This is a genomic window from Streptomyces murinus, assembly GCF_002154555.1.
GTDB lineage: Bacteria > Actinomycetota > Actinomycetes > Streptomycetales > Streptomycetaceae > Streptomyces > Streptomyces murinus.
Map to the genome: position 1 here is coordinate 1 of NZ_MUNF01000249.1, position 17,255 is coordinate 17,255.

Here is a 17,255-nt window from a genome sequence, read left to right on the forward strand (position 1 = left end):
GGGCGAGCGGGAGCCCCGACACCCGGGCCGTGGGTCCGGGCACCCGGCCCGCGCCGCCCCCCGTGTCCGGGTCCGGCGCGGGGGCCGGCGCCCGGGTGGTGCCCGGCAGCTGCGGCTCCGGGACGGTCGTGGGGGCGCAGCTCGCGAATCCCGCGCCGGGGGCGGCCGCCGCGGCGAGGGCGACGGGGCCGGTCAGGGCGAGCGCGGCGCCGGCGGCGAGGGCGACGGGCAGGGCGCGGACGGTGCGGCGCATGGAAGGGCTCCTCGGGAGCTACGGCGGACTGCGGATGACGGTCGGCGGATGAGTCGGCGGATGACGGGTGCGGACGGCTGAGGGCGGGCGGGCAGTGGTCGGCGAACGGCGGGCTGACGGTCGTACGGGCGCGGTCGTTACGGGCGGCGGTACGACTCCCACGCCCTGCGGCGCCCGGGGGCGTACCCCTGCCTCCCCAGCCATCACAGCCCGCCCCACGCCCCGGCGCGCGCCGCCGGACCCCATTCGCGGGACGCGGACGCCCACCCGGGTGACGGCGCGGCCCGGCGCGAGGCCCCCGGACGCCGCAGCGCGCGGGACTCGCGAACCCCCGGGAGGTTTTCCGGACTGCCCGCCGGAGACTCGGTCGACGCTGACCGGATCGTCCGCTTCGCAACCCCACCGGGGAGGTCCTTCCATGAGTACGAAGGTGTCCGACCATGTCCTGGAGCGTCTGCGCGCCTGGGATGTCGAGCAGGTGTTCGCCTATCCGGGCGACGGCATCAACGGACTGCTCGCCGCCTGGGGTCGCGCCGGGGACAAGCCGCGGTTCATCCAGTCCCGGCACGAGGAGATGTCCGCGTTCGAGGCGGTCGGGTACGCGAAGTTCAGCGGGCGCATCGGGGTGTGCGCGGCGACCTCGGGACCGGGCGCGATCCACCTCCTGAACGGCCTGTACGACGCCAAGCTCGACCATGTGCCGGTGCTGGCGGTCGTCGGCCAGACCGACCGCAGCGCGATGGGCGGCTCCTACCAGCAGGAGGTCGACCTGCACACGCTGTACAAGGACGTCGCCTCGGAGTTCGTGGAGACGGTGACGGTGCCCGAGCAGCTGCCGAACGTGCTGGACCGGGCGATCCGTACGGCGTACGCGCGGCGCTGCCCGACCGCGCTGATCATCCCCGGCGATGTGCAGGAGCTGGACTACTCGCCGCCGACGCACGCGTTCAAGATGGTGCCCTCCAGCCTGGGGGTCAGCGAATGGACGGCGACCCCGACGGACGAGGCGCTGCGCCGGGCCGCGGAGGTGCTGAACGCGGGCGACAAGCCGGCGATCCTGGTCGGGCAGGGTGCCGCGGGCGCGGTCGCGGAGGTGCGGGAGATCGCGGAGCTGCTCGGCGCGGGCGTCGCCAAGGCGCTGCTCGGCAAGGACGTGCTCAGCGATGAGCTGCCGTACGTCACCGGGCCGATCGGGCTGCTGGGCAGCCGGCCGTCGTACGAGCTGATGCGGGACTGCGACACGCTGCTGACCATCGGGTCCTCGTTCCCGTACGCCCAGTTCCTGCCGGACTTCGGCAAGGCGCGCGCCGTGCAGATCGATCTCGACCCGCACATGATCGGGATGCGGTACCCGTACGAGGTGAATCTCGTCGGCGACGCGCGGGCGACGCTCCAGCGGCTGATCCCGCTGCTGGAGACCGACCGGGGCGGCCGGGAGTGGTACGACACGGTGGCCGCGAACGTGCGGCGCTGGCACGAGACGATGGACCGGCGGGCCGGGCTCGCGGCGGATCCGATCAACCCGGAGTACGTGGCGCGGGCCCTCGACCCGCTGCTCCCCGACGATGTGATCCTCACCGCCGACTCGGGCTCGGTGGCGAACTGGTACGCGCGGCACATCACCATGCGGCCCGGTATGCGCGGCTCGCTGTCCGGGACGCTCGCGACGATGGGGCCCGGGGTGCCGTACGCGATCGGCGCGAAGTTCGCGCACCCGGACCGGCCGGTGGTGGCGCTGGTGGGCGACGGCGCGATGCAGATGAACGGTCTTGCGGAGATGATCACCGCGGCCAAGTACCGGGACCGCTGGCCGGATCCCCGGCTGGTGGTCGCGGTGTGGAACAACCAGGACCTGAACCAGGTGACCTGGGAGATGCGGGCGATGGAGGGCGCGCCGTCCTTCCTGCCCTCGCAGGAGATCCCGGACGTGCGGTACGCCGACTTCGCGCGGTCGCTCGGCCTTGAGGGCATCCGGGTGGAGAAGTCCGAGGACGTGGCGGCGGGCTGGCGGGCGGCGCTCGCGGCGGACCGCCCCTGCGTGATCGAGTTCCTGACCGACCCCGCCGTACCGCCGATCCCGCCGCACGCCACCTGGGAGCAGATGGAGGCCACGGCCGCCTCGGTCCTCAAGGGCGACCCGGACCGGGGCTCGGTGGTCAAGCAGGGCCTGAAGGCGAAGGTCCAGGAGTTCCTGCCGGGCCGGACCAGGCGGTAGGCGGCGGTGGCGGTGTTCGGCGGTGCCGTACCGGGTACGCGGGTGCGGACGTTCGACCCCTGGAGGGAGATATGCAGCGAGGCAGTGACCGGCTGAACGTGCACCGGGACGACGAGATGAAGCACGAGCTCAAGGGGCTGCTGAGGTCCGGGCACCCGACCCGGGCCGAGGAGTGGCACGACCCGGAGCCCGCCGCCGACGACGACCCGGAGGTGACCGGCGGCCCGGTCGGCGGGATCGGCTCCCCGGCGTCCCTGGAACGGGTGCGGCTGGAGCTGGCCCGCAGCCTGAGCCGCAGCGCCTTCCCGGCCCGCCCGGGCGAGCTGGTCTCGGCCCTGCGCCGGGACAACGCGCCGGATCCGCTGGTGGACGCGGTGGCGGAGCTGCCGCGCGGCGAGCGGTTCCGCAATGTGCAGCAACTGGCCGAGGCGCTCTCGGGCGGCGGATGAGCGAGAGAAGGGCGAGGGAAGAGCGAGGAAAGGAGGACGGAGATCATGCGCATCGCGTTTCTGGTGGCGCCCGAGGGCGTCGAGCAGGTGGAGCTGACCGAGCCGTGGAAGGCGGTCACGGACGGGGGGCACGAGCCGGTGCTGGTGTCGACCGAGTCCGGGAAGGTTCAGGGGTTCAACCATCTCGACAAGGCGGACACCTTCGAGGTGGACGAGGTGGTCGGCGAGGCGGACGCCGGCTCGTTCGGGGGGCTTGTGCTGCCCGGCGGGGTGGCGAACCCGGACTTCCTGCGGATGGACGAGAAGGCCGTGGGGTTCGTGAAGGACTTCTTCGACCAGGGGCGTCCGGTCGCCGCGATCTGCCATGCGCCCTGGACGCTGGTGGAGGCGGACGTCGTACGGGGCCGGGTGCTGACCTCCTGGCCGAGCCTGAAGACGGATATCCGCAACGCGGGCGGTGCCTGGGTGGACGAGCAGGTCAAGGTCTGCGACCAGGGGCCCAACCAGCTGGTGACCAGCCGTAAGCCGGACGATCTGAAGGCGTTCTGCGAGACGTTCCTCCAGGTGTTCGAGGGTGCGGCCGGCTGAGACTCCACCGGCCCGGTGACATGGTGAGGGGGCCGGCCCAGGACGGGTCGGCCCCCTCACGCACGTCTCACACGCGTCGTGCCGTGCGGTCGGCTCGGCTCAGGTGCCGGGCTGCCCCGGGGTCACCGACTCGCCGCAATGGCGCTCCCGGGCGCCCTCGCGGGTGCGGCCCGCGCTGACCAGGCGGCGCGGGTTGCGGCGCAGATATTCGCCCTCCAGCTGCGCCATGCGCTCGTTGTGGGCCCGCAGCGCGTCGTTGGAGCCGTACAGGAGGGTGTCGTGGCGCGTGCGGTGGATCGTCTCCAGCTCTTTCATGAGCTGCTGGTCGTCCAGTCGGCTGGGGTCGACTCCGGTCATGGTGGTGCCCCGCTCGTCGTGTCCGTTCATTCGGTCCGGGTACCCGCGTTCCTGAATCCACTGTACGAACATCCCGGTCCCCCGGCCTCCGCATGCCGCCGGGGGAGCGCGGGCGGCTACCGGGCCCGCTCCACCCGGCGCTCGTCCCACACCGGCTCCGGGGTCTCACGGACCCGGCCGTCGGTGCCGAAGACCAGGAAGCGGTCGAAGGAACGGGCGAACCAGCGGTCGTGGGTGACCGCGAGGACCGTGCCGTCGAACGCCTCCAGACCCTCCTGGAGGGCCTCGGCGGACTCCAGGTCCAGGTTGTCGGTCGGCTCGTCCAGCAACAGGGCGGTGACGCCCGCGAGTTCGAGCAGCAGGATCTGGAAGCGGGCCTGCTGGCCGCCGGAGAGCCGCTCGAAGCGCTGCTCGGCCTGCTGGGTCAGCTCGTAGCGGCGCAGCCGGGACATGGCCGGGCCGCGGTCCTGGGCGTGCTCCTTCCACAGGATGTCCAGCAGGGTGCGGCCCTGGAGTTCGGGGTGCGCGTGGGTCTGTGCGAAGTGGCCCGGTACGACGCGGGCGCCGAGCTTCCAGAGGCCCGAGTGCGCGACGTCCTCGCCGGCCAGCAGGCGCAGGAAGTGCGACTTGCCGGAGCCGTTCGAGCCGAGGACGGCGACCCGTTCGCCGTAGAACACCTCCAGGTCGAACGGCTTCATCAGGCCGGTCAGCTCAAGTCCCGTGCAGGTGACCGCCCTTACGCCGGTACGGCCGCCCTTCAGACGCATGGTGATGTCCTGCTCGCGCGGCGGCTCCGGGGGCGGTCCGGCCTCCTCGAACTTGCGCAGCCTGGTCTGCGCGGCGGCGTAGCGCGAGGCCATCTCATGGCTGACGGAGGCGGCCTGACGGAGGTTCAGGACGAGCTTCTTCAGCTGGGCGTGCTTCTCGTCCCAGCGGCGGCGCAACTCCTCGAAGCGGGCGAAGCGTTCGCGGCGGGCCTCGTGATAGGTGGCGAAGCCGCCGCCGTGCACCCAGGCGTCCGCGCCGGCCGGTCCCGGCTCGACGGAGACGATCTTCTCGGCGGCGCGGGCGAGGAGTTCACGGTCGTGGGAGACGAACAGCACCGTCTTGCGGGTCTCCTTGAGCTGCTGCTCCAGCCACCGCTTGCCGGGTACGTCCAGGTAGTTGTCCGGTTCGTCCAGCAGCAGGACCTCGTCGGTGCCGCGCAGCAGCGCCTCCAGCACCAGGCGCTTCTGCTCACCGCCGGACAGGGTGCGCACCTGGCGCCACTGCGCCTTGTCGTACGGCATGCCGAGCGCGGCGGTGGTGCACATGTCCCACAGCGTCTCGGCCTCGTAGCCGCGCACCTCGGCCCAGTCGGCGAGGGCCTGCGCGTAGGCCAGCTGGGCGGCCTCGTCGTCCACCGTCATGACGGTGTGCTCGGCCTCGTCCACCGCCTTCGCGGCCTCGCGGATCCGGGGCGGGGCGACGGAGACCAGCAGGTCCCGCACGGTCGTCTCGTCGCGCACGGAGCCGACGAACTGGCGCATCACGCCGAGGCCGCCGCTCACGGTGACCGAGCCGCCGTGCGGCTTCAGCTCGCCGGAGATCAGCCGCAGCAGAGTGGTCTTGCCCGCTCCGTTCGGGCCGACCAGGGCGACGGCCGAGCCCTCGCCGACCCGGAAGGAGACATCGCCGAGCAGCGCCCTGCCGTCCGGTAGGTGGTATTCGAGGTGCGCGGCTTCCAGATGTCCCATGAGGCCGCATTCTCCGGTCCGGGGGCGGACAGGGGCAAACCGTTATCGGACGCCCCCGCCCGAACCCCGTGGCCGCACCGGTTCCCCGGGGTTCCGCCCGTGCTCCCCCGCCCCGGTTTCAGCCCGTGGTGCCCAGCGGCTCCCCCGTCGGGCCGGGGGTGCCCGGCGGCTCGACGGTGTGGGCCTCCCAGGTCAGGGCCCGCCAGCCGGTCCCGGGGTCGCCCTCCAGGGTGATCACTCCGGTGTTGGCCAGCGGGCGCGCGGCGGCGAAGGCGACATCGATGTTGCGGGCGCGGGCGGCGGTCCACATCCGGATCGCGGCGCCATGGCTGACCAGGGCGACCGTGCCCGCGCCGCTGAGGTACGCCTCCTCGATCACGGCGTCGTACCGCCCGAGCGCCTCCTCGCCGCTCTCCCCGCCGGGGACGCGCAGCGCGGTGTGCCCGGCCGCCCAGGCGAAGGCGGTGCGCATATAGGACTCGGCCTCGGGGGCGTCGCCGGGCAGCATCTCCAGACGGCCCGCGGACAGCTCGCGGATGCCGTCGCGGACGGTCACCTCCAGCCCCCGCGCAAGAGCCAGCGGGGCGGCGGTGAGCTGGGTGCGGATCAGCGGGGAGGCGTAGAGGGCGCCGATGTCCTCGGCGGCCAGCGCCCGGGGCAGCGCGGCTGCCTGGGCCTCGCCGAGCGAGGTGAGACCGGGCCCGGGCGCGGCGGTGTCCAGCAGTTGGCGCACGTTGGACGTGGTCTGGCCGTGGCGGATCAGGAGCAGGCGCATCCGGGCGTTCTCCTTGTGGCGTCCGGGCGGCGTCCGCGCGGTGCGGGACGCGGTGGGACAGGAAACGGGCACTTCAGGGTAACCGCACCCCTATGAACGAGACCGAGACCCCGGACGTGGACCTGACTACCCCGACCGCCCTGCCGCATCCCCTGTACGAACGGCTGCTCGCGGCCGACGCCCGCCTCTTCGAGCGGGCCGCCCGCTGGAACTGGCCGGGCGCCGAGCACGTACTGCCCCGGCTGAGCCGCAGCGCCAACCACGGGGTGCTGTGGGCCGCCGTGGCCGCGGGGGTGGCGGCGACCCGTACGCCCAGGGCACGACGGGCCGCCCTGCGGGGCATGGCCTCGCTCGCGGTGGCCTCCGCGACCGTGAACACGCTCGGCAAGCGCTCGGTGCGCCGGGCCCGGCCGCTGCTCGACCCGGTGCCGCGCGGGCGGCGGCTGCGGCGCCAGCCGGTCACCACGTCCTTCCCCTCGGGTCACGCGGCCTCGGCGGCCGCCTTCGCCGTCGGGGTGGCGCTGGAGTCCCCGGCGTGGGGCGCGGCCGTCGCGCCGCTGGCGTTCTCGGTGGCCGCCTCCCGGGTCTACACCGGGGTGCACTTCCCGAGCGACGTACTGGCCGGTGCGGCGCTCGGCGCGGGCGCCGCCTTCCTGGTACGGCGCCTCGTGCCGGCCCGCGCGGCGACGGTGCCGGGCGCCCGGCCGCGCGCCGAGGTGCCCGCGCTGCCGGAGGGCGAGGGTCTGGTGGTGGTCGCCAACCAGGGCTCGGGCACCGCGGACCGGGTGAACGGGCTGCGGGCGGCGCTGCCGCGCGCGGAGATCGTGGAGTGCGAGCCCGGCGAGACGGGCGACGCGCTCGCGAAGGCGGCGGTGCGGGCGCGGGTGCTCGGAGTGTGCGGCGGCGACGGCACCGTGAACACGGCGGCGGCCGTCGCCCTGCGCCACGGGCTGCCGCTGGCCGTGCTGCCGGGCGGCACCCTGAACCACTTCGCGCTGGATCTGGGCGTGGAGGACGAGCGCGATCTGGCCCGCGCGGTGCGCAAGGGCGAGGCGGTACGGGTGGACGCGGGCCGGTTCGTCTCCGAGGGCACCGAACACCTGTTCCTGAACACGCTGAGCCTCGGGGTGTACCCGGAGCTGGTGCGCGCCCGGGACTCCTGGTCGCACCGGATCGGCGGCTGGCCTGCCGGGCTGCTCGGCGCGCTGCGGGTGCTGCGCGAGGGGCAGCACCCGCTGGAGGTGGAGGTGGGCGGTGAACGGCGGCCGCTGTGGATGCTGTTCGCCGGCAACGGCGTCTACCACCGGATGGGGCTCGCGCCGGGCCGCCGTACCGATCTGGCGGACGGGCTGCTGGACGTGCGGGTGGTGCACGGCAGCGGGCGGCCCGCGCTGCGGCTGCTCGCGGCGGCCGCCGCGGGGCCCCTGACCCGCTCGCCCGCGCATGCCGCCGTCCAGGTGAACCGGCTGCGGCTGACCGGCCTCGCGCCCGGCACCCCGCTGGCCTACGACGGGGAGGTCACGACCGTCTCGGGCGAGGTGACGGTGGAGAAGCTGCCGGAGGCACTGACGGTCTACCGCCCGCTGCCCAGCGCCTCCTGACGGTCGACTCCTGAGTTCTGATGACCCGTCAGTCCGTATGGCAAAACAAGGGTCTCATCATTCGGCCCGCGCGCGTACCGTGAAGCATGGCGCGGGCCGGTGGGGCCGGTGCGACGGGACACGCGTCGAGGACGCGACGAGCAGGGGAATCGGCATGCCGAAAGCACGGGAGACGGCCGTCTACACGCACGGGCACCACGAGTCGGTGCTGCGCTCGCACACCTGGCGAACCGCCGCCAACTCCGCGGGCTATCTGCTCGGTTCCCTCAAGCCGCACATGAAGATCCTGGACATCGGCTGCGGGCCCGGGACCATCACCGCCGATCTGGCCGAGCTGGTGCCCGACGGCCGGGTGACCGGCGTCGACCACGCTCCCGGCGTCCTGGAGCAGGCGCGGGAGACGGCCGCCGCGCGCGGGCTGGCCAACGTCGACTTCGCGGTCGCCGATGTACACGCCCTGGACTACCCGGACGACACCTTCTGCGTGGTCCACGCCCACCAGGTGCTCCAGCATGTGGGCGACCCGGTGCAGGCGCTGCGCGAGATGCGCCGGGTGACGAAGCCGGGCGGCTTCATCGCCGTACGGGACGCCGACTACGCGGCGATGACCTGGTACCCGGCGCTGCCCGGTCTGGACGACTGGCTGGACCTGTACGAGCGGGTGGCGCGCGCCAACGGCGGTGAGCCGGACGCCGGGCGCCGGCTGAAGTCCTGGGCGCTGGCCGCCGGGCTGCGGGACATCACCGCGAGCTGCGGCACCTGGACCTTCGCCACCGAGGAGGAGCGCGCCTGGTGGAGCGGTCTGTGGGCGGACCGCACCCTCGCCTCCGCCTACGCCGAACGGGCTACGGCGGGCGGCCATGCCACGCCCGAGCGGCTGCGGGCGGTGTCGGACGCCTGGCGGGAGTGGGGGCGGCGGGAGGACGGCTGGTTCGCGGTGCTGCACGGGGAGATCCTCTGCCGCAAGGAGGCGTGAGCGAGCCGGCGTACGCGGGCGCTCGCGGCTCGGTCCGGCGTACGCGGGTGCTCGCGCGGCTCAGTCGCGGGGCAGCAGGGGGCCGAGCGGTCCGAGGTCCAGGTTGAGGTCCTCGGGCCGCAGCCCGTAGCGATTGCGCAGCTCCGCCATCCGGTCCTCCAGGAGCATCAGGGTGAGCCCGATCCGCTCCTCCTGCTCCTCGGACAGATCACCGGTGTCGAAGCGCCGTACGGCCTGCCGCTCCATCAGCTGGCGCAGCAGTTCCACGACGGTCAGCACCAGTTTCACCAGATCGCGCTCGACCGTGTCGGGTTCAAGGTCGAGCCGGTTGCGGGCGGACATCACAGCTCCTTCGCGGGCGGCTCGGGCAGCATCTCGAACGGCGAGGGCACGGAGGCGTTGACCGAGCTGATCAGGGCGTTCAGGTCGATGCGGACGAGGTCCACGTCGGCGATGCGCAGCGTGACATCGCCCGTGATCACCACGCCGCCCGCCAGCAGCCGGTCCAGCAGGTCGACCAGGGCGATCTCCCGGCGCTCCACGACGGTCACCGGCCCTCCCCCGCCGACGCGCCGTGCCGCGCGTCCTCCTCGGCGAACCCGCTGAACGAGTACGCGGCCCAGGGCCCGGTCAGCTCCACCCGCAGCCCGCCGGCCTCGTCCTTCGTGCGGTCCACCAGCTCCACGAACTCCTCGGAGCGGTTGCGGGGCACCAGATAGGCCGCGTTCAGCACATTGCGGCCCAGGGCGCCGGACAGCGAGGCGTTCTGCGGGGGATGCAGCCGACTGGCCTCGGCGTGCGCGCCCAGTCGCTGGTGCAGGGCGTCCGCGAAGGCCTCGGCGGCCTGGAGGTCGGCCTCGTGGGCCCGGGTGTCCGCGCGGCGGCGGCGCAGATAGTCCCGGCCGCTCATCGGCTTGTCCGACTTCTCCCCCGTCGCTGCCGTCCCGGCGCGCTCGTCCGTGGCGGGCTCCGGGGGCGGCTCCGTGAACACCTTGACGCCCCACTCGACCTGGCCCTCCAGCCGGTCCAGGGCGTGCAGGAAGTCCGTCTCGCGGGCCTCCATCATGCTGCGCACCCCGCTGTCGTCCCGGAAGACGGTCGCCAGGCGCAGCGGCAGCGGAGTGGTGACGGTGGTGAGCGCGTCGATCACACCCTGGTGGGCGCGGGCGGTCGCGGCCAGCCAGTCCAGGTCCTCCAGGTGGGCCTTGAGCCCCTCCTCGCAGAAGTCGGCCTCGGGGACCGTACTGACCACCGCGATCAGCCCGCGGTGGGCCAGCAGGGCCGGCGGAGCGCCCCCGATGCCCGTCAGCTGGGCCTGTAGGGGCGCCCCGAGGGGACGGCAGACGGCATACACATAGCGCAGTCCGGTCATGGCGCCTCCTTCCGCGCGCGGCCCGGCTCCAGCTCCTCCAGCCGGGCCAGCCGTTCTCTCAGCTCCGCGTTCTCCCGGGTCAGCTCGTCCCGGCGGGCCCGGGAGGACAGGGCCGGGTCGGTCTCCCACCAGTCGATCCCCATCTCCTTCGCCTTGTCCACCGAGGCGACGATGAGCCGCAGCTTGATGGTGAGCAGTTCGATGTCGAGCAGGTTGATCCGGATGTCACCGGCGATGACGACACCCTTGTCGAGGACGCGTTCCAGGATGTCGGCGAGGTTCGCGCCCGAGTTGTGGCCGTAGGGGTCGGGGAAACCGCTCGACCGGGGGGCGGGCGTCGTCATCGACGGCTCCCGCGCTCGGCGTACTCGGGTTCTTCCTCCTCGTCACCCTCGTACTCCTCGTCCTCGTCCTCGTACTCCTCCTCGTCGTCCTCCTCCGGCTCCTCGTCGTCGTCCTCTTCGTCCTCTTCGTCCTCGTCCTCGTCCCTGTACGAGCCGTCCTCCTCCTCGTCCTCGTACTCCTCAGGCTCCCCGGACTCCTGGCCCTCGGCCCGGTCCTCCGGCTCCTCGGATGCGTCGGACTCCTCGGACTCCTCCTCCGCGACCGCGTCCTCGTGGCTGCGGACGACCTCGCCGTCGCGGATCTCGCCGCGCCAGCCGTCGTCCGCCTCCGCCTTGAGGCTGATGAAGCGGGCGAAGTGCTTCAGGTCCAGCCTGACCCGGCGCCCCTGGGCGCGCCACAGATTGCCGGTCTTCTCGAAGAAGCCGCTCGGGTAGTACTCGATCACCAGCAGGACCCTGGTCAGGTTGTCCCCGAGCGCGTGGAAGGTGACGACGCCCTTGGTGCTGCCCTTGGCGCCCTCGGAGGTCCACTGGATGCGCTGGTCGGGGATCTGCTCGGTGGTGCGGGCCTTCCAGCTGCGGCTGGACCAGAAGATCTTCGCCTGCCAGTCGGTCTCGGTGTCGCCCGCGCGGGAGACGCTCTTGACGCCGTGCGCGAAGGTGGAGAAGTCCTGGAACTGGGTCCACTGGTCGTAGGCGGTGCGCAGCGGCACCCCGACGTCGATGAACTCCATGATCACGGTCGGCTTGTTGCCGCCGCGGCCCTTGCCGCCCTTCTTGCCGCCCCCGATGTTCTTGACCGCGTCCATGACGTTGTCCTTCACATGGGAGGCGCCGAGTTCCAGCGCGGTGCGCAGCGGGCCCTTGCCCTCGGCGAGCTTGCGGCCGCCGTCCAGCGCGAGGCTCGCGAAGCCGGGGCTCTTGCCCTCGGCGATGTCGTTCAGCTTGCCGGTGGTCTCGCCGAGCTTGCGGCCGAGACCGGTGAGCAGCCGCTGGGCCTGTGCGGACAGATACTCCTGCGCCTCCTCCTTCAGCCGGTCGGCGGCCTCGCTGTGGGCGAGGTCGGTGAGCGGATTGGCGTCGTTGGCGGCGCCCTTGGCCTTCCCCGCGGCCGAGGCCGCGGAACCGACGGTGTCGGTCATCGTTCATCGCCGCCCTTCGCGGAACCGCCGCCGCGGGAGCCGGCCGGCTTCTTCGCGGCCGTCTGACGCTGGGCGCCGGTCTTCTTGCCCGTCGTCCTCTTCTTCGCGGGGCCCGTCCTCTCCGCCGTTCCCGTGCGCCGTGCCGCGGTCTTCCTGACGGCCGGCTTCTGGGCGCGGGGCTTTCCGGTGGACCTGCCGCCGCCGTCCGGCTCGTCGTCGCGGTCGGCCGCGCGGTCCTCGTCGTCACGCCCGGCCTCGTCGTCACGTCCGGCCTCGGCCTCGGGCCCGTCGTCGGATTCGTCGTCGGACTCGTCCGCGGGCGCTCCGGGGAGTTCGCCGCGCACCTGGGCCGTACGGTCGTGGAGGCGGTCGGCGAGGGTGCTCATCTGGCGTTCGACCATGGCCCCGGAGGCCGCCTTGCCGACGCCCCGCAGATCGGTGCGCAGCTGATCGCCGATCTCCTTGAACTGCGGGTTGTCGCGCAGTTGTTGGCGTGCGAGGTCGGCGAGCGCGCCCGGGCCGAGGTTGAGCTTCTTGCCCGCCACGAGCGAGCCGACCGCGATGGCCATCTTCAGTTTCCTGGTGCGTCCCAGGAAGTATCCGGCCCCTATGGCGAGGCCCAGTGCCGTTCGGTTCATCGTCCCGTTCCGTTGCCTGTGGTGTCGCCGGGGCCCTGGGGGGCTTCCAGCCGGTCGAGCAGTTCGTCCTCGCGCCGGTCGAACTCCTCCTCGGTGATCTCGCCCGACATCAACTGCTCTTCGAGGCGGGCGAGTTCGGCCCGTACGGTGGCGGGGTCGTAATAGATACGTTCCGCCTCGCGGAGCACCTGGTTGATCGCCCAGCCGCTGCCGCGCACGGGCGCGAAGGGCAGCAGCAGCACTTCCTTGATCAGTCCCATGGGGTCCTCCTTCCGGTCTCCGTCCGGGCCGCTGGGTCACCCGGTCGCCCCCTAGGGGGCCGGGGCGGTGGTCTCCGCCGGCTGGGCTGGGCCCGGTTCGACGAAGCTGTACGGCGGCAGCGGGCCGTTGACGCGCAGCTCCAGGTGGGGGCGGTCGGCACGGACCCGCTCGACGGCGGCCAGGAAGTCCTCGGCGGTGTCGCGGGCCACCAGGAACGAGTCGTTGAGCAGCCAGCCGGTGGACTGGGGTCCGGCGCTGACCGCGGCGGCGGCCGGCTCCAGCAGGCCCCGCACCTCGGCGGCGTCGGCGGCCTCCCGGGCCTTGACGGCACCGGCGACCAGTTCGCCGAGGCGCAGCTTGTCGTCGTAACTCCCGCCGCCCGCCTTGCGGTTGGCGTCCGCGAGGGCGCGTATGTCCGCCTGCTCGGCCATCACCAGATGCAGTACGGCCTCCTCGATGTGATGGGCCTTGACGTTGTACTCGACCTTGCCGTCCAGGGCGGCGAGCCGCTCCCGGTAGTGCTCGGCGCGTTCTTCGAGGACCTGGGTGACGGTGTCGTCGTCGGGGGCCACGTTGCCGAACCGCATGGGCAGCACACAGCCGCCGGCGCCCGCCTCGGCGAGCACGTTCTGGTGGGCGAGCAGGTCCCGGCGCTTGGGGCGCAGCCCCTCGGGGGCCTCGCTGACCAGCGCGGCCAGCTCACCCTCGGCGAGGACGCGCACGGTCCTGGCCGGTTCGCCCACGCCGGTCATCCCCTCGGGGAGCGCCGGGTGCGAACGGGCGGTGATCCCGTAGACGTACGTGCTCACTCCTGCTCCTCCTTGCGGCGGGCCGCGGCCTTACGGGTACGGGGGCGCTCCTCGCCCTCTTCCCGCGCCTGCTTGAACGCGTCGGATACGGTCTCGGCGGCGCCGGAGAGGGCGCCCTTGGACTTGCCGCGCGCACCGGACTCGGTGACCTGGCCGACCACATCGGGCAGGCCGGGGCGCTTGTTGGGTCCGGATTCCAGATCGAGGCGGTTGCATGCCTCGGCGAAGCGCAGATACGTGTCGACGCTCGCCACGACGACCCTGACGTCGATCTTCAGGATCTCGATGCCGACCAGGGAGACGCGCACGAAGGCGTCGATCACCAGGCCGCGGTCGAGAACCAGTTCCAGTACGTCGTAGAGGCCGCTGCTGCCTCCGCCGCCGGTCTGCTGTGCCGGGACTACGGTCATGCCGGCCGTTCCTCCTCCGGGATAGTCGCTGATGGTCCGATCGGTGCGGCCCGCTAGTGGCCGCCGGGTCGCGGGTCGGCTCTGCCGCGTTCGTAGCGGCGGACCCGCCGGTAGCCGGTGAGCTGTCCGTCCCGGTCGAGTTCGACCTGGTAGCCGCCCATGAGGCTCATGGTGTCCGGCACCCTGGACAGCTCCAGTACCTCGACCTCGAGAGACCAGCCGTCCTCGGTCTGCTCGAAGGAGGACACCGATTCGGCTTCGAGTCCGGTCAGCTCGGCGAGCTGGCCGCGCGCCTGCCGCAGTACCTCCATGAGGGGCGGCCGACGCCCTTCGGGCTCGTGTATCGACTCTTCGCCTATGGACTCTTCGCCGCCGGGGGACGGCCGGGAACCTTTCCGGGTCTTCCGGGGCTCCGCCTCCGGCTCCTGTTCGATTTCTTGCCGAGCTTCGCGCTCTTCTTCGCGCTCGGCTTCCTGGGGGGACTCTTGGGATTCCCGTGAATTCCGTGTCCGTGATGTGCGATGTGTGTTCGACATGGCCACCTCTTGGTGCGGGTGGCCGTTCATCCCGTGGCCAAACCTTCGGGCCGTCCTCAGTCCTCAGTCGCGCAGCTCCGCGAGACGCCGCCGTGCGGGGCCCAGGCCGCGGCCCCTGGCCGGCAGCTCCGCCCACGGGTCGGTGCGGGCCTGCTCCAGGGCGTCGGCGATGGTCCAGCGGCGGGCGTGGAGTCCGGGATCCTCCAGCTGCGGCCAGGCGACGGGCACGGCGACGGGGGCGCCCGGGCGGGCGCGGACCGCGTAGGGGGCCACCGCGGTCTGTGCGTAGCCGTTGCGCTGCACGTCGAGATAGAGGCGGCCGCCGCGGTCCTCCTTACGGACGGCGGTGGTGAGCCGGTCCGGGTGCCGTGCGACGGCGAGTTCGGCGACTTCGTGGGCGAACCGCCGTACCTCGTCGAAGTCTTGACGTCCGTCGAGCGGGACGACGAGGTGCAGTCCCCGCGAGCCGGTGGTCATCGGGGCGGCGGGCAGGGCGAGTTCGTCCAGCAGCGTGCGCAGCACGGCCGCGGCCGCGCGGACCGGGGCGAAGTCGTCGTCCGGCGGGTCGAGGTCGAACACCAGCCGGTCGGGGTGGTCGGGGCCGGCGGCGCGGTCGGTGCGGGACAGCCAGCGGTGCGGGGTGACACAGGCCTGGTCGGCGAGGAAGAGGAGGGTGGCGGTGTCGTCGCACACCACATGGGTGACGGTGCCGCCCTCCTTGGCGACCACGGCGCGGGTGATCCACTCCGGGTAGTGCTCGGGGGTGTTCTTCTGCATGAACCGCGGCCCGTCGATCCCGTCCGGGTGGCGCTCCAGCATCAGCGGGCGGCCCCTGAGGTGCGGCAGCAGATGGGGGGCGATGGAGTGGTAGTAGTCGGCGAGGTCGCCCTTGGTGTACTCCGGGGCGCCCCCGCGGCCGGGGAAGAGGACCTTTCCCGGCCGCTGGATCCCTACGGTGCGACGGCCGGCCCGTATCGGCCGGTCCGCGTCCTCGCTCACCGCACCACCGCCTCCTCCACCAGCAGTTTCGCCGCGGCCACGATGCCGAGGGCGTCGATGCCCGCGGCGTGCAGCTGCTCGTCGGGGGCGGCCGAGCCGGGCATCGTACGGACCCCGAGCCGGACCAGGCGGGGCACCGGACGGCCGTCGGCGAAGGACTCCGCGACCGCGTCCCCGATACCGCCCTCGGGGTGGTGGTCCTCGACGGTGAGCAGGCAGCCGGTGTCCTCGGCGGCCCGGCGCAGCGTCTCGGCGTCGACGGGCTTGACCGAGTACAGGTCGATCACCCGGACCGCGATGCCGTCCTCGGCGAGCCGGTCGGCGGCCGCCAGCGCCTCGGGCACGGTGACCCCGGCGGCGACGATCGTCAGCCGGTCCTCCTCCGAGGAGCGCAGCGTCTTGCTGCCGCCGACCGGGAACTCCTCGTCGGCGTCGTAGAGCACCGGGGTCTTGCCGCGGGAGGTGCGCAGATAGCGGATGCCGTCGAGACCGGCCATGGTGGCGACCAGCCGGGCGGTCTGGTTGGCGTCGCAGGGGTAGAGCACCGTGGAGTCGTGGATGGCGCGGAACATGGCGAGGTCCTCCAGGCCCATCTGCGAGGGCCCGTCCTGCCCGATGGCGACCCCGGCGTGCGAGCCGACGAGGTTGATCCCGGAGCCGCTGATGGACGCCATGCGCACGAAGTCGTGGGCGCGGGTGAGGAACGCGGCGAAGGTCACGGCGTACGGCACCCAGCCGCGCACCGCCATTCCCACGGCGGTGGCGACGAGTTGCTGCTCGGCGATGTAGCACTCGAAGAAGCGCTCGGGGTGCGCCTTGCCGAACTCCTCGGTGCGGGTGGAGTCGCCGACCTCGCCGTCCAGGGCGACGATGTCGCCGCGCGCGTCGCCGAGGGCGGCGAGGGCGGCGCCGAAGGCGTCCCGGGTGGCGGCCTCGTCGCCCTTGTCGTAGCGCGGGAGCCGGATCACCTCGGTGGTGCGGTCGCGCAGCGCGGCGGCGGCCGGCGGCTCGCCCACGCGGATGTGCAGCGCACGGGGGCCGCCGAGCTCGGCGATGGCCTCGTCGGCGTCGGGCAGCGGCTTGCCGTGGTGGCCCTCCTGGTCCTCCACGGCGGCCACGCCCTTGCCCTTGAGGGTGCGGGCGAGGATCACGACGGGCTGCCCGGTGGTGGACAGCGCCTCCCCGTAGGCCCGGTCGATCGCGTCCACGTCATGGCCGTCGATCTCGATGGTGTGCCAGCCGAAGGCCTGGAAACGGCGGGCGTAGGCGTCCAGGTCGTGGCCGTGCCGGGTGGGGCCGCGCTGCCCGAGCCGGTTGACGTCCACGATCACCTTCAGGTTGTCCAGGTTCTCGAACCCGGCGTGCTCGGCGGCCTCCCACACCGAGCCCTCCGCCAGCTCGCTGTCCCCGCACAACACCCACACCCGGTAGCCGGTGCGGTCCAGGCGCAGCCCGGCGAGGGCGATGCCGACCCCTACGGGCAGACCCTGGCCGAGGGAGCCTGTGGCGGTCTCCACCCAGGGCAGCCTGCGGGGTGTCGGATGTCCTTCGAGCCGGCTGCCGAGCTTGCGGAAGGTCATCAGCTCGCCGTCCTCGACGGCGCCGGCCGCCTTGTACGCGGAGTACAGCAGGGGCGAGGCATGGCCCTTGGACAGCACGAAGCGGTCGTTGGCGGGATGCTCGGGGCGCTCGAAGTCGTAGCGCAGATGGTTGGCGAGGAGTACGGCCATCAGGTCGGCGGCGGACATCGAGGACGTGGGATGCCCGGAGCCCGCCGCCGCGGCGGCCCGTACG

The 17,255-nt window shown here is 72.9% G+C and carries 20 protein-coding genes and 1 pseudogene; 5 read left to right on the forward strand and 16 right to left on the reverse strand.

All coding sequences use genetic code 11. From position 1 onward, the window contains the following. Positions 1–253: pseudogene (locus CCN72_RS16640) on the reverse strand (hypothetical protein); the annotation flags it as partial. Positions 254–671: 418 nt separating this feature from the next. On the opposite strand from CCN72_RS16640, the gene CCN72_RS16645 reads away from it, so the two are divergent. The 3 genes from CCN72_RS16645 to CCN72_RS16655 all read left to right on the forward strand — a co-directional run bounded on the left by CCN72_RS16645 (position 672) and on the right by CCN72_RS16655 (position 3,505). Continuing rightward, positions 672–2,468, forward strand: a complete 1,797-nt coding sequence (locus CCN72_RS16645) for a thiamine pyrophosphate-requiring protein (RefSeq protein ID WP_086808197.1) — start codon at positions 672–674, stop codon at positions 2,466–2,468. A 71-nt stretch (positions 2,469–2,539) separates the two neighbouring features. Further along, positions 2,540–2,917 carry a DUF2795 domain-containing protein gene (locus tag CCN72_RS16650; RefSeq protein WP_037654797.1) on the forward strand — a complete coding sequence of 126 codons (378 nt, stop codon included), beginning with the start codon at positions 2,540–2,542 and terminating at the stop codon, positions 2,915–2,917. 45 nt (positions 2,918–2,962) lie between these two features. Then, on the forward strand, positions 2,963–3,505 hold the full coding sequence (locus tag CCN72_RS16655) for a type 1 glutamine amidotransferase domain-containing protein (protein WP_086808198.1): 543 nt from the start codon (positions 2,963–2,965) through the stop codon (positions 3,503–3,505). Between the two features lie 99 nt (positions 3,506–3,604). On the opposite strand, the gene CCN72_RS16660 is transcribed toward CCN72_RS16655, so the two are convergent. The 3 genes from CCN72_RS16660 to CCN72_RS16670 form a co-directional block, all read right to left on the reverse strand. Then, on the reverse strand, positions 3,605–3,892 hold the full coding sequence (locus tag CCN72_RS16660; RefSeq protein ID WP_086808199.1) for a DUF6158 family protein: 288 nt from the start codon (positions 3,890–3,892) through the stop codon (positions 3,605–3,607). Between the two features lie 86 nt (positions 3,893–3,978). Beyond that, positions 3,979–5,598 carry an ABC-F family ATP-binding cassette domain-containing protein gene (locus tag CCN72_RS16665; protein WP_086808200.1) on the reverse strand — a complete coding sequence of 540 codons (1,620 nt, stop codon included), beginning with the start codon at positions 5,596–5,598 and terminating at the stop codon, positions 3,979–3,981. 118 nt (positions 5,599–5,716) lie between these two features. After that, positions 5,717–6,373 (reverse strand): histidine phosphatase family protein, encoded by a 657-nt coding sequence (locus tag CCN72_RS16670; RefSeq protein ID WP_086808201.1) that lies wholly within the window; start codon positions 6,371–6,373, stop codon positions 5,717–5,719. Positions 6,374–6,465: 92 nt separating this feature from the next. On the opposite strand from CCN72_RS16670, the gene CCN72_RS16675 reads away from it, so the two are divergent. Together CCN72_RS16675 and CCN72_RS16680 are read left to right on the forward strand one after the other, a co-directional pair. Further along, positions 6,466–7,974 carry a bifunctional phosphatase PAP2/diacylglycerol kinase family protein gene (locus CCN72_RS16675; protein ID WP_086808202.1) on the forward strand — a complete coding sequence of 503 codons (1,509 nt, stop codon included), beginning with the start codon at positions 6,466–6,468 and terminating at the stop codon, positions 7,972–7,974. 154 nt (positions 7,975–8,128) lie between these two features. After that, the gene (locus CCN72_RS16680) at positions 8,129–8,950 is read left to right on the forward strand and encodes a class I SAM-dependent methyltransferase (RefSeq protein WP_086808203.1); all 822 of its coding nucleotides are present in this window, start codon (positions 8,129–8,131) and stop codon (positions 8,948–8,950) included. Between the two features lie 60 nt (positions 8,951–9,010). On the opposite strand, the gene CCN72_RS16685 is transcribed toward CCN72_RS16680, so the two are convergent. From CCN72_RS16685 to CCN72_RS16740, 12 genes are all read right to left on the reverse strand, one after another. Next, positions 9,011–9,292 carry a gas vesicle protein K gene (locus CCN72_RS16685; protein ID WP_085567438.1) on the reverse strand — a complete coding sequence of 94 codons (282 nt, stop codon included), beginning with the start codon at positions 9,290–9,292 and terminating at the stop codon, positions 9,011–9,013. Beyond that, positions 9,292–9,501: a gas vesicle protein gene (locus tag CCN72_RS41690; protein WP_086808204.1), complete on the reverse strand. Its 210-nt coding sequence runs from the start codon at positions 9,499–9,501 to the stop codon at positions 9,292–9,294. Before CCN72_RS41690 ends, CCN72_RS16685 begins: the two co-directional genes overlap by 1 nt. After that, entirely contained in the window at positions 9,498–10,322 is an 825-nt protein-coding gene (locus tag CCN72_RS16695) for a GvpL/GvpF family gas vesicle protein (RefSeq protein ID WP_086808205.1), read from the reverse strand. The genes CCN72_RS41690 and CCN72_RS16695 overlap by 4 nt, the downstream gene beginning before the upstream one ends. Continuing rightward, positions 10,319–10,666, reverse strand: coding sequence for a gas vesicle protein (locus CCN72_RS16700; protein ID WP_086808206.1), 348 nt, complete (start codon positions 10,664–10,666; stop codon positions 10,319–10,321). Before CCN72_RS16700 ends, CCN72_RS16695 begins: the two co-directional genes overlap by 4 nt. After that, complete coding sequence (locus CCN72_RS16705; protein ID WP_086808207.1) at positions 10,663–11,808, reverse strand: SRPBCC family protein; 1,146 nt, start codon at positions 11,806–11,808, stop codon at positions 10,663–10,665. Before CCN72_RS16705 ends, CCN72_RS16700 begins: the two co-directional genes overlap by 4 nt. After that, positions 11,805–12,446: a DNA primase gene (locus CCN72_RS16710; RefSeq protein ID WP_086808208.1), complete on the reverse strand. Its 642-nt coding sequence runs from the start codon at positions 12,444–12,446 to the stop codon at positions 11,805–11,807. The genes CCN72_RS16705 and CCN72_RS16710 overlap by 4 nt, the downstream gene beginning before the upstream one ends. Next, the gene (locus CCN72_RS16715; protein ID WP_086808209.1) at positions 12,443–12,706 is read right to left on the reverse strand and encodes a gas vesicle protein GvpG; all 264 of its coding nucleotides are present in this window, start codon (positions 12,704–12,706) and stop codon (positions 12,443–12,445) included. The genes CCN72_RS16710 and CCN72_RS16715 overlap by 4 nt, the downstream gene beginning before the upstream one ends. A 51-nt stretch (positions 12,707–12,757) precedes the next feature. Beyond that, positions 12,758–13,516, reverse strand: coding sequence for a GvpL/GvpF family gas vesicle protein (locus CCN72_RS16720; RefSeq protein ID WP_086808210.1), 759 nt, complete (start codon positions 13,514–13,516; stop codon positions 12,758–12,760). Then, positions 13,513–13,926 carry a gas vesicle structural protein GvpA gene (locus CCN72_RS16725; protein WP_086808211.1) on the reverse strand — a complete coding sequence of 138 codons (414 nt, stop codon included), beginning with the start codon at positions 13,924–13,926 and terminating at the stop codon, positions 13,513–13,515. The genes CCN72_RS16720 and CCN72_RS16725 overlap by 4 nt, the downstream gene beginning before the upstream one ends. Positions 13,927–13,979: 53 nt before the next feature. Next, entirely contained in the window at positions 13,980–14,462 is a 483-nt protein-coding gene (locus CCN72_RS16730; RefSeq protein WP_086808214.1) for a gas vesicle protein GvpO, read from the reverse strand. A gap of 63 nt (positions 14,463–14,525) precedes the next feature. Beyond that, positions 14,526–15,461: a non-homologous end-joining DNA ligase gene (gene ligD / locus CCN72_RS16735; RefSeq protein ID WP_086808212.1), complete on the reverse strand. Its 936-nt coding sequence runs from the start codon at positions 15,459–15,461 to the stop codon at positions 14,526–14,528. Beyond that, positions 15,458–17,255: transketolase (locus CCN72_RS16740; protein ID WP_086808213.1), on the reverse strand; the 1,798-nt coding region annotated here is incomplete at its 5' end. The genes CCN72_RS16740 and ligD, both read right to left, overlap by 4 nt.

What these genes read in the sequence shown, in the direction of transcription:
- CCN72_RS16700 (WP_086808206.1), bottom strand. Translation starts at nt 10,666, where the DNA reads ATGACGACGCCCGCCCCCCGGTCGAGCGGTTTCCCCGACCCCTACGGC.
- CCN72_RS16715 (WP_086808209.1), bottom strand. Translation starts at nt 12,706, where the DNA reads ATGGGACTGATCAAGGAAGTGCTGCTGCTGCCCTTCGCGCCCGTGCGC.
- CCN72_RS16705 (WP_086808207.1), bottom strand. Translation starts at nt 11,808, where the DNA reads ATGACCGACACCGTCGGTTCCGCGGCCTCGGCCGCGGGGAAGGCCAAG.
- CCN72_RS16650 (WP_037654797.1), top strand. Translation starts at nt 2,540, where the DNA reads ATGCAGCGAGGCAGTGACCGGCTGAACGTGCACCGGGACGACGAGATG.
- CCN72_RS16660 (WP_086808199.1), bottom strand. Translation starts at nt 3,892, where the DNA reads ATGAACGGACACGACGAGCGGGGCACCACCATGACCGGAGTCGACCCC.
- CCN72_RS16710 (WP_086808208.1), bottom strand. Translation starts at nt 12,446, where the DNA reads ATGAACCGAACGGCACTGGGCCTCGCCATAGGGGCCGGATACTTCCTG.
- CCN72_RS16685 (WP_085567438.1), bottom strand. Translation starts at nt 9,292, where the DNA reads ATGTCCGCCCGCAACCGGCTCGACCTTGAACCCGACACGGTCGAGCGC.
- CCN72_RS16725 (WP_086808211.1), bottom strand. Translation starts at nt 13,926, where the DNA reads ATGACCGTAGTCCCGGCACAGCAGACCGGCGGCGGAGGCAGCAGCGGC.
- CCN72_RS16730 (WP_086808214.1), bottom strand. Translation starts at nt 14,462, where the DNA reads ATGTCGAACACACATCGCACATCACGGACACGGAATTCACGGGAATCC.
- CCN72_RS16680 (WP_086808203.1), top strand. Translation starts at nt 8,129, where the DNA reads ATGCCGAAAGCACGGGAGACGGCCGTCTACACGCACGGGCACCACGAG.
- CCN72_RS16645 (WP_086808197.1), top strand. Translation starts at nt 672, where the DNA reads ATGAGTACGAAGGTGTCCGACCATGTCCTGGAGCGTCTGCGCGCCTGG.
- CCN72_RS16665 (WP_086808200.1), bottom strand. Translation starts at nt 5,598, where the DNA reads ATGGGACATCTGGAAGCCGCGCACCTCGAATACCACCTACCGGACGGC.
- CCN72_RS16655 (WP_086808198.1), top strand. Translation starts at nt 2,963, where the DNA reads ATGCGCATCGCGTTTCTGGTGGCGCCCGAGGGCGTCGAGCAGGTGGAG.
- CCN72_RS16670 (WP_086808201.1), bottom strand. Translation starts at nt 6,373, where the DNA reads ATGCGCCTGCTCCTGATCCGCCACGGCCAGACCACGTCCAACGTGCGC.
- CCN72_RS16675 (WP_086808202.1), top strand. Translation starts at nt 6,466, where the DNA reads ATGAACGAGACCGAGACCCCGGACGTGGACCTGACTACCCCGACCGCC.
- CCN72_RS16695 (WP_086808205.1), bottom strand. Translation starts at nt 10,322, where the DNA reads ATGACCGGACTGCGCTATGTGTATGCCGTCTGCCGTCCCCTCGGGGCG.